6 protein-coding genes are annotated in these 8,916 nt (G+C 41.5%); all 6 read right to left on the bottom strand.

What is annotated here, in order from left to right:
* Nucleotides 1-372 precede the first annotated feature (372 nt).
* Entirely contained in the window at nucleotides 373-3,741 is a 3,369-nt protein-coding gene (locus BST81_RS11925; protein WP_075598738.1) for an RNA-binding domain-containing protein, read from the bottom strand.
* A 393-nt stretch (nucleotides 3,742-4,134) separates the two neighbouring features.
* Entirely contained in the window at nucleotides 4,135-5,883 is a 1,749-nt protein-coding gene (locus BST81_RS11920) for an AIPR family protein (protein ID WP_075598737.1), read from the bottom strand.
* A gap of 910 nt (nucleotides 5,884-6,793) precedes the next feature.
* Nucleotides 6,794-7,012, bottom strand: coding sequence for a type II toxin-antitoxin system HicB family antitoxin (locus tag BST81_RS11915; RefSeq protein WP_075598736.1), 219 nt, complete (start codon nucleotides 7,010-7,012; stop codon nucleotides 6,794-6,796).
* Complete coding sequence (locus BST81_RS11910; RefSeq protein WP_253188256.1) at nucleotides 7,009-7,212, bottom strand: type II toxin-antitoxin system HicA family toxin; 204 nt, start codon at nucleotides 7,210-7,212, stop codon at nucleotides 7,009-7,011. The genes BST81_RS11915 and BST81_RS11910 overlap by 4 nt, the downstream gene beginning before the upstream one ends.
* A 107-nt stretch (nucleotides 7,213-7,319) precedes the next feature.
* Nucleotides 7,320-7,769, bottom strand: a complete 450-nt coding sequence (locus BST81_RS11905) for a hypothetical protein (RefSeq protein ID WP_075598734.1) — start codon at nucleotides 7,767-7,769, stop codon at nucleotides 7,320-7,322.
* Between the two features lie 278 nt (nucleotides 7,770-8,047).
* On the bottom strand, nucleotides 8,048-8,611 hold the full coding sequence (locus tag BST81_RS11900) for a hypothetical protein (RefSeq protein WP_075598733.1): 564 nt from the start codon (nucleotides 8,609-8,611) through the stop codon (nucleotides 8,048-8,050).
* Nucleotides 8,612-8,916: the final 305 nt, after the last annotated feature.

Raw genomic sequence — 8,916 nt, 5'->3', positions numbered from 1 at the left:
CATTTCGAGCACCTTAATTAACGAAGCCTCATCAAGGATTCATTTGCATTATCCGTAGCAACCTTGCCCTAGCCCTCGCACCTGGTTTTGGCTTCAGGTTTGTTGGACACTTAACCTCGTCTGCTGATACTGCCCTCCCATTACTGGTTGAACATTCCGAGGCGGACATCTGCCTGAACACTGACAGGGAGAACGTTTTGGGCGTTCTCCAACTCCCCCGAACGACTTCGAGTCGCGCGCCTAACGACCAAGTTGAGCCGCCGCAGACAACCTTTAACTCTTACAGATAACCTCTCGGCGGTCGGCTCCAACGACTTGTTCGACTGCTTGGTTGGCTCAATATCTTTTGAAGACTATGCAAGATCATCTACATTAAATGAACCACGGTGTTCTTTCCAAAACTGAATGCAGGTGGAAATGATTTCCTTGTCTAAGAAAAGCAGATGTTAGGTAAGCAATATCTCCTGCATATTTTGTTGTAATAGGTTCACCACATAATGAATCAGTAGAACCCCAATTGAGTTTAGTTAAGCTCAAAATCTGTGCAGCCGCCGCTCTTAGATCTGGAGGAGAATTAGGTGTGCCTTCTGGATATTCTGATCTTACATTAATCTCAAGCATGACAGGTGTTCCAAGGGCTTTACGGTAAGGATTATACCCAGTGGTTGAGAGATAAATTTGATTGGGAGATGTAATTACATAGCTACCCCGACTTAAGCTTCCATCAGTTTCAGCACGATTATCGTAGAGTCTTACGCTGTGGTGTGAATTTATCCAAATAAACGAATACTTTCCCTGTGGTCTAATTTGTCGAGCAGCTTCAAGGATAGCTGTTCTATCTTCGCGCGAAAACTTTGCGGAATAGTGAAAATATATACTTGGAGTCTCAGATAATGAAAGTCGATTTAAAGTTTGTTCAATTAACAAGCTAAAGTACTTCATCTTTTCAGAATAAGGAAAAACATCTATATTTCCTGAGTAGAACTGCCATTTCCCATACTGATCGAAAACATTTGCATATCCCATTAGGCGGTCAAAATTACCTCTACTGCTTTGTGTATATGAAAGACCAACAAAAAAATCGGCATCAGGTATTGCTCCTGGTAATACCCAAGGAGTAATTCCACATTTTGAAACTATATTCAAGGCTAAATTGAGATCTTTCCAGTCAGGGTTGAGAAGCGTAGGAGTATCAATCATTTGACAGGGAATGCCATTCTCAAGTAAAAATCTTTTAATGGCATAATATGGAGACTTCTCGTCGTCAATTGAATAATTTCCTTCAGGAACATGGACGAGAAAAATTCGATCGAGTTCTTGCCTTCCAATCCATTCAGGATGTTCAACAAGCAATCTTCTACATTCACTCAATGTATCTTCAACTGAGATAGGTGTGATAACAGAAGAATAGGTAAATCGTGTTCCGAAAGTGCGTTCAGAGCCACGATATTTGTATTTCCCCGTTTTCAGCCTTTCAATAAGAGCAGACATATTACTGCGTAATTCTGATACGCAAATAGGAACGATTTCAACTACTTTCTCAGCGTTACTATAAGCTCCAAATTTTGTAATACCATCACGAATATCTTTAGATTCGCGATGGTGACTAAATTCAACATCTGGCTCTGGCACACTACGAACTTGTAACCCACTAAAGTATTCGTTTTGTCTATGCAAAGGTGTAGGTTCAGGTTTTAAGTTGCACCAAAATCCATTAACTTTGAGTGGAAATATTTCTTGAACAAGATCCATTGCTGTTGCTTGAGTTTTTTCAGCACGGATTCTTGAGGAATTTGGTTCCAGAGATAAACTATGTTCTTTTATAGCTCTAGATAGGTCAAATCTAATATTATTTCGCTTGAGTACATGTTCAATCTGTGCTCTCGATAAATTCGGGATAACCTTATTACTGGCAACTTGAACCTCCTGTTTAAAGTCAAATAGATATACAGTAGTCCACTCGTGATCAACAGAAACAATTTTTCCAAGTTCCCAACCATTCCATCTAACAACTGATGATCTACCAGATAATTCATCCGGAGAAAAGTAGGAAAGAATGTCTTTAGCTGTCTTAATATTCTTTACTTCTAACGTGTAGTCAATACATAAATAATAGTTCTTTGAATATTGTCGCAATTGAAATATATAAGCAGGATAAAGTCTAACCAGACCATCAATTGCAGAAGATAATGGAATATGCATTCCCTGACGATGAGCTATTAATTTACTGAACTTAAAGCTGTCTATATACCAATCATGGTTTGAAAGAGAATCCTTTAAACTAGTCATGATATCTCTGTAGCGATCGGAGACATCATCCGCGCTAAAAATCTCATCGCTGTCAGAAACAAAAGTTAATGGAAATAGGTTTGAGAATTCAGTAGATTCAGATGTCGCAGCCAATCGAAGAGCAGCTTCTCTTTCCTGGACATTATTAAATAAAACAACTGTTGTCTGAGATTCACTAATTCTATATTCAGGTGCGGGTAAACCTAAACGCTTCATTTCATCCCGCATACGCCTCGTACCTTCACTAAGTGCCCTGACAAACTCAGCGCCACGCTCATCACGCATCATTTTTAGCCATTCTATAAGCTTTGGATTACGCGGAGAAGAATTTAGGCGTGTAGTCTCTAAAGAAAATTGTTCAGGAACATCTCTATCTCTTTGCTGAAGTCGTCCTGCATTACGCACAACAAAAGCATTTCTGTAAGACTCGCATTCTATTGGTAATCCAATTGCATACTCACGGTGAGCCACTGCATTAACGAATGCTWCATCAACTGCAATAAAGGGATACTCTGGCTCCTCAATGAAACCTCCATCGGGCTTCCTTCTTTGATAAAGCTTAAAGAATCCTGATTCTCTAAAAAAAGTTCTTAAGTCACGAACTTGCTTTGTAATTGATCCTGTGAATTTTCTGTCAAATGTTGGTAAACCTCGACTTTCAATATTTTCGACATCAGTTTCAAATCTAAGTAGACGAATATAGGAGGCAGGCAAAACTCTTTGAGGGTTTGATGCGAAAAAAAGCAACCCTGCATTAGTAAAGGTATATCCTGTACTATCTCTATTGATTGCACCGACCTGGTAGAGCAACTCTTCCTCACTATAATCATAGGAAGAATCTAGTAAAAACACTCTACGAAATTCCTGAAAAGCCGCTCGATCTAAATCTCTAGAGTCATAGGGGCAGCAATCAGCTTGCTCATAGTCTACAACTCCTTTATCTCTTCGTAGTTGTTCAAGTTGTAGATCATTTAGCTCAATATTTTGTGAGCCCTGTCTTTTCCACACGCGAGGACGATTACCTAAAGTCTGGCAAATCCGTCGTGATGTGTAAGGGACGTAAATTAGACAGATAAAATCTTTATTGCCAGAATCATTATCACACTCAACAAACTTTGCTTGAGCTGCCTGATCAGACAAGAGCATGTTGAATCCTGTCAATCTACTTCTTTGTTCATCTCCCAGGTGGTTGATTCCTTTAACCTCGCCCCCTGAAGAAATACCAATCACTAATAAGCTTCCCGATTTGTTCGTGTTGGCGAATGCAGATATGCACTCAGTTATTTGATCCATTACACGGTTTAAATCAGTTCTGCTAACGAGACCATTTTGCCCAACTCGCCCAGCTTCTTTGCGGTCAAAAAACTGACCTTCAAACTCTGTATCGTCTGAAGCTGTTAGAAAATCCCAGTGTCCTACAGGATGCTCAAAAACGTCTCTGGGGTCAGGCATGGTTGATTTAAGGGTTCTAGGCTATTTCATAAGCCAATCTTGGCTAGCTCCAGTGTAGCGATTAGTTGATCAAATGGAGCAGGTTTGCATACTTGGCACACGAACGTTGCCTTATGTAAAGAACAAAGACATTATTTAGAGAGCTATGGGCTGACGACCGACCTTCATAACGCTTTTTAGAAGTCTGAATCTCAGCCGTTGAGCTTTCAAGCAATTATCCTACCGACAATGTAAAGCGGTCGAACGGTGCGCTTGAGCGGCTGCAAATAGCCTTCGCAATGCACCAAGATCTTTCGACAGTCCGCTCCGAGCGAATTGTTAGGCACAGTCACAAGGAGGTATATATTGAGGGGAAGAACAGAGATTTTAAAAAAAACAAAACCAGACTTCAACTTAATTAATTTCGACTTTATTCCTAAAGGTCACATAGATCCCGTCGTTTGCAAATTTTGTTGCATCAATCAACGAGCGAAAAGTAGAAATAGTTACCGAAGTGCTACTTTGCCCTTTAATTCCATTCTCCACTGCGGGAGCTAGCTGCGAAATCAGCGCAATGATTGGAGTTAATACTTCTCTCCAGATTAACTTTGCTCTAGTTGGTGATATACAGCCAAATGACAACTTAAATGAATCAGGAATTTGCCGATCAAGCAGTACCTCTAAACATGCAGAAATTGCCGTAACTGCAACCAAAGTAGAGCCTCTATTTAAAAAGAATTCCAATTGTAATGACTCAGCGCTGGTAATACTACCACTCTTCTTCTTTTCGGAAAGCTCTCTTTTGAAATCATCAAGAGCTTCATGCAGTGAATACACAAAGACTATATGTTTAGCTGTAGTCTTATTATTGAAAACCCGGTCATACAATGAATTTGATTTCCAAATATCAGACTTACGGTTGTAAGCATTTAATGGATCTCCATGAAAGGCAGTGAGAGCTTGACCAACCGTGCTGGAAGGTAAGAGACTGGCTCGACGCCTGATTACATCTTCAGACCCACCTCTCCGCCCTCCCAAATACTCTGTCTCAGGTATGCTACCGAATTCAATAACTAATCTACTTTGTACTGAGTCATTGCTTCTAAAATCAGGTGCTTCAACCTTGTTTTGACTGTTGTTGTAACGGATGACGGATTTTATCGTAGATGGATTAGAACATACAATAAATCGAGCTTGTATTCTCGCATTAGATGAAGGAGACGACGCAAGATTTCCAATCGCGCCAGTAGTCTGAGCGCCATTCACAATTGAGATACCTGTTAATTCGAGAAGTTGACTCGAACTATCATATTTGAGATCATGAGTAATAGCGGTAATACCATTATTGAAAACACAAAAGTGAGCCGGATCATCCTGGGCGGTTTGCTTTATCCCGTTATTTATATTTGCATCCGCATTTCGACTACCTAAATATCCTCTTATGTTGGCAGAGAAGAGTTTGGATTCATATTTCTTGAAGAGATCATATAACCAGTTAGCAGGAATTGTTGTAATAAATGCTTGCCAATCAGCAGCAGAAATATTAAACCCCTCAGAAGTGGATACGGAAAATTTGTCAGATACTAAAATAGGAGTAGTTAAGCTATTATAAAGCCCTTCTGTAGCAGTGATTCCTAATTCTAAGCCAGAAATATTTATGTCTGAACAGCCTGGAAAATTTTGCCTTATCGCATTCTGAGCATTTCTTGTGACTGCATCTAACTCATTTCTAACGTTTGTTGACTCAGGTAAATTATGCGAGTACCAAAATTCTATTGAATTCAACTCGTTATTTTGAAGTGCCTCTCTCAGCTCAGATGCTGCTGATTGAAGAAGTTGAGTTGGCAACTCATTGATTGGTGTTGAAAGGAGCCAGACCACAGCAGTATTTAAATCAGAAGCTTTATTAGCTGGAGCCTCGCTAGGCAATACACTTTTTTGGCAAAAGTATCCTTGTGCAATAACTGCTACTTGACTTTCCTTGTCAACGTAAACAAGATCACACTTTTTATCATTGGAACTGTCAGTGAGAGAATTAGTAGCTACAGCATCAATATCTTCAATTTCAAACCGAAGCTGAAGTGTGAAGAGTAATAAAGCATTATCTCCATATTTTGCTAGATCAGTCCGTGATTGCAGGGCTACTTGATATGTTGATTCCATTATTTTTATCTACTGTGCTTAGCTAACCGAGTAGAGAGAAGTCGGGTAAAGGGACAGGTTTTATGTATAGCCTATCCCCTCCCCTCAGAACCGCGCATACGACTTTCACCGTACACGGCTCAAGCAATGTCTTGAAATTCAATGTCTCCGATTCTTAACAACCCTTACGAGTTGCCCTGACGGTTACGTTTACAAACCGAAGCCTGTACCTAACTTTTCCCGCCAGTTGAGTTTCATCTCACCTACATTCAAGCTATCACCTGTCCTATGTCTGCACCCTTTCGGGTTGAGCAAAAGCCCTATCCGTCGCGTTATGGATTCCGCTTGCCTTTCGGCGGACGGCGTTCGCTTCTTAGGACATCCTGTTTCCGCTAGAGGATTCGACCGCAGTTGCCCTTGGCTTACCGAATGCTGAAGGCAGGATTCGGACTCTATCGGAGTTTCCTCGTTTCGCACGGGGTGGAGATGTGGTTGCCTTAGGACTCCTCTTTACTCCGGGGGCGAGGTGTTCYCRRTCGATATTTAGACGCTACCGACCCTCCTATGCCCCAACATGCTCGTATCAGCCATTTCGAGCACCTTAATTAACGAAGCCTCATCAAGGATTCATTTGCATTATCCGTAGCAACCTTGCCCTAGCCCTCGCACCTGGTTTTGGCTTCAGGTTTGTTGGACACTTAACCTCGTCTGCTGATACTGCCCTCTCATTACTGATTGAACATTCCGAGGCGGACATCTGCCTGAACACTGACAGGGAGAACGTTTTGGGCGTTCTCCAACTCCCCCGAACGACTTCGAGTCGCGCGTATAACGTTCCGGTTGAGCGGCTGCCGATAACCTCTGACACAAACCGACTAACTTTGTCAGTCCGCTCCAACCGGGTTGTTATGCCGCCGCGACATAGTACCATTCAAGCGATTTGAAGTGTCCTCGGTTCAGGGATAGATTCACCTTCTGCTTTCCAAGCTTCTAAGTACATTTCAATAACTTCTTCGCCATTATGAATTGCTTCTTCACGAGTTTTGCCGTGAGTGCAAGGCATCACAACCAGATCAGCAAACTCTGGAATCGTGACTAGGAAAAGCTGATCCTCGTCAGACCATTGAACGATCATACTGTATCGATTCATGAATTCTCATCCTCTCTCAACTCTTCTAGTACAGCAAGTAACTTTGCTAGTTGTTTTTCTAGGTAGAGTGGTACATCATCTCCATCTTTACCTGGAATTGTTAGAGTTTTTCTGAGCAAAGGATGTCGCCAACGCTCATGGCTGCCTTTGCCACGCTTGGGCAGATAAACAAACCCTTCACGCACAATCTCAGCTTTCAACTCTCGAATTTTCCTGGGCATGGATATTGTCTGACGCTTTACCCTATTATCTCACTTTCTTATCCTCTTAAACTATTGTTACACTGCGTAAAGAGACATCTAGGAACCTATTCTCTAGGTTTGATTCGTTCACTTTCAGGCACAAAAATACCAAGTATATCGCGAATCTTATCAGCCCTCTCCACATTCACAAGCGCCAGATCGGATGCAGACCTAAATACACCGTTAGAAAGACCGATTAAATTGCTTGCAGCATCCACAACCCTTTCTCTCGAAGGTAATCCAAATATTTTGGCAGTGATGCGATAATACGGTATTAAGTACATCTGTGCGTTGAGACGTGAAGACAAGCGTCTCAATTCCTCTGAAACTTTCTTCTCAATTTCGCTTCCGGCTACTCCAGGATTCGCATAGACATTTGCATATTCAATCAATGCAAGAGCGATGTCAGCAACAGTTTTTCTAAAGTCATGAACCGGATCTACAAGCAATTTGATTACCAACTGCCCCAGCACAAAAGTCATAACACCAGAAAAAACCGTTAGAAATACTGTCATCGATTTTGGTTAAAGATCTTTGTTATTTTAATTGACATCTCCGTACTTCAACTTCCAGCGCTTTTTGACTTTGCTGTTCATTCGCGTATTTATATGTACAATCGATGTGCAAGTGGCAAGCAATATTCTACTGGCTCGGAGTACAGGCAAGTTGCTATTAGTACAAACAATAAGCATATTGCAAAGTACAATGGCGAAGATTAAGTCCCAAACAATCTGATGTATGGTATTCCAAATGAAATACCAAGAAGCAAAAACACTTAATATAAGGTCGGCACTCAGGGGGTTCCTTGTTTGCCCCCAAATAACTTGACCTCAAACTGCTTGAGAAGGTTTTCGGCTTCTGCTTGTTGAAGTTCTTTTTTTACTAATAATGTTGGTGAGACAAAAGACTCCTTACTGTAGTCCCACCCAACTGTTACACCAAGAATCTGATCATCAAGAAGGTTGCGAAACATACTACAAAATGAATCGCTCGGATCATCAATACACACACCTGTGTAATAAAAATTGCCATTGCTTATTTGACCTCGAATTCTATAGCGAAGGGATCGGCGGTGATCTGCTTTCACCTCCAGACTGCCAGTAACAACTAAGTTTTTCTGCAACGAAAATCGAAAGACTGAGTGTGCTAAATATTCCCCCTTGCCAATTTTAGGATCATAGGTAAAGTGATATTCGTGCCACTCACCAGGGATGAAGTAATACGCTTTTCTTAAGGATTCATGTGAGGAAACCGTTGGAAGATACTGAGGATTGGTAAAAAATCTTAATTTAACCAGGAATCCTACTGCACCAGAAAGTGCTGCGACAACTAAGCCTGATACTATAGCTTCCCACATATATTTCTTTCACTTTATTACTTCCCTTCTCGGTACAAGAGTACCCAGAATTGCCGCCTAACGTTCCCGTTCACCCGCCGCTAGAGCCTTTCGGACTCACCAACCAACTCTATACGGTCGGTGTGCAACGGGGTTTATGGGGAGACGGGATAATTCTGACCCAGGAGACGACTATGCATTGGGCGACAGTTTTGATGTCTACTAACATATCGCATCGCTCCTGAGACCAGATACACCGAGTTCTGAAGAAAAGCTTAAAGTCAAAGAAGGAGAGAATCTGCCAATGCTAGGAGACGACTATGCAG

This window comes from Leptolyngbya sp. 'hensonii' (genome assembly GCF_001939115.1).
Lineage (GTDB): Bacteria > Cyanobacteriota > Cyanobacteriia.
This window is presented reverse-complemented; position numbering and strand designations above follow the sequence as displayed.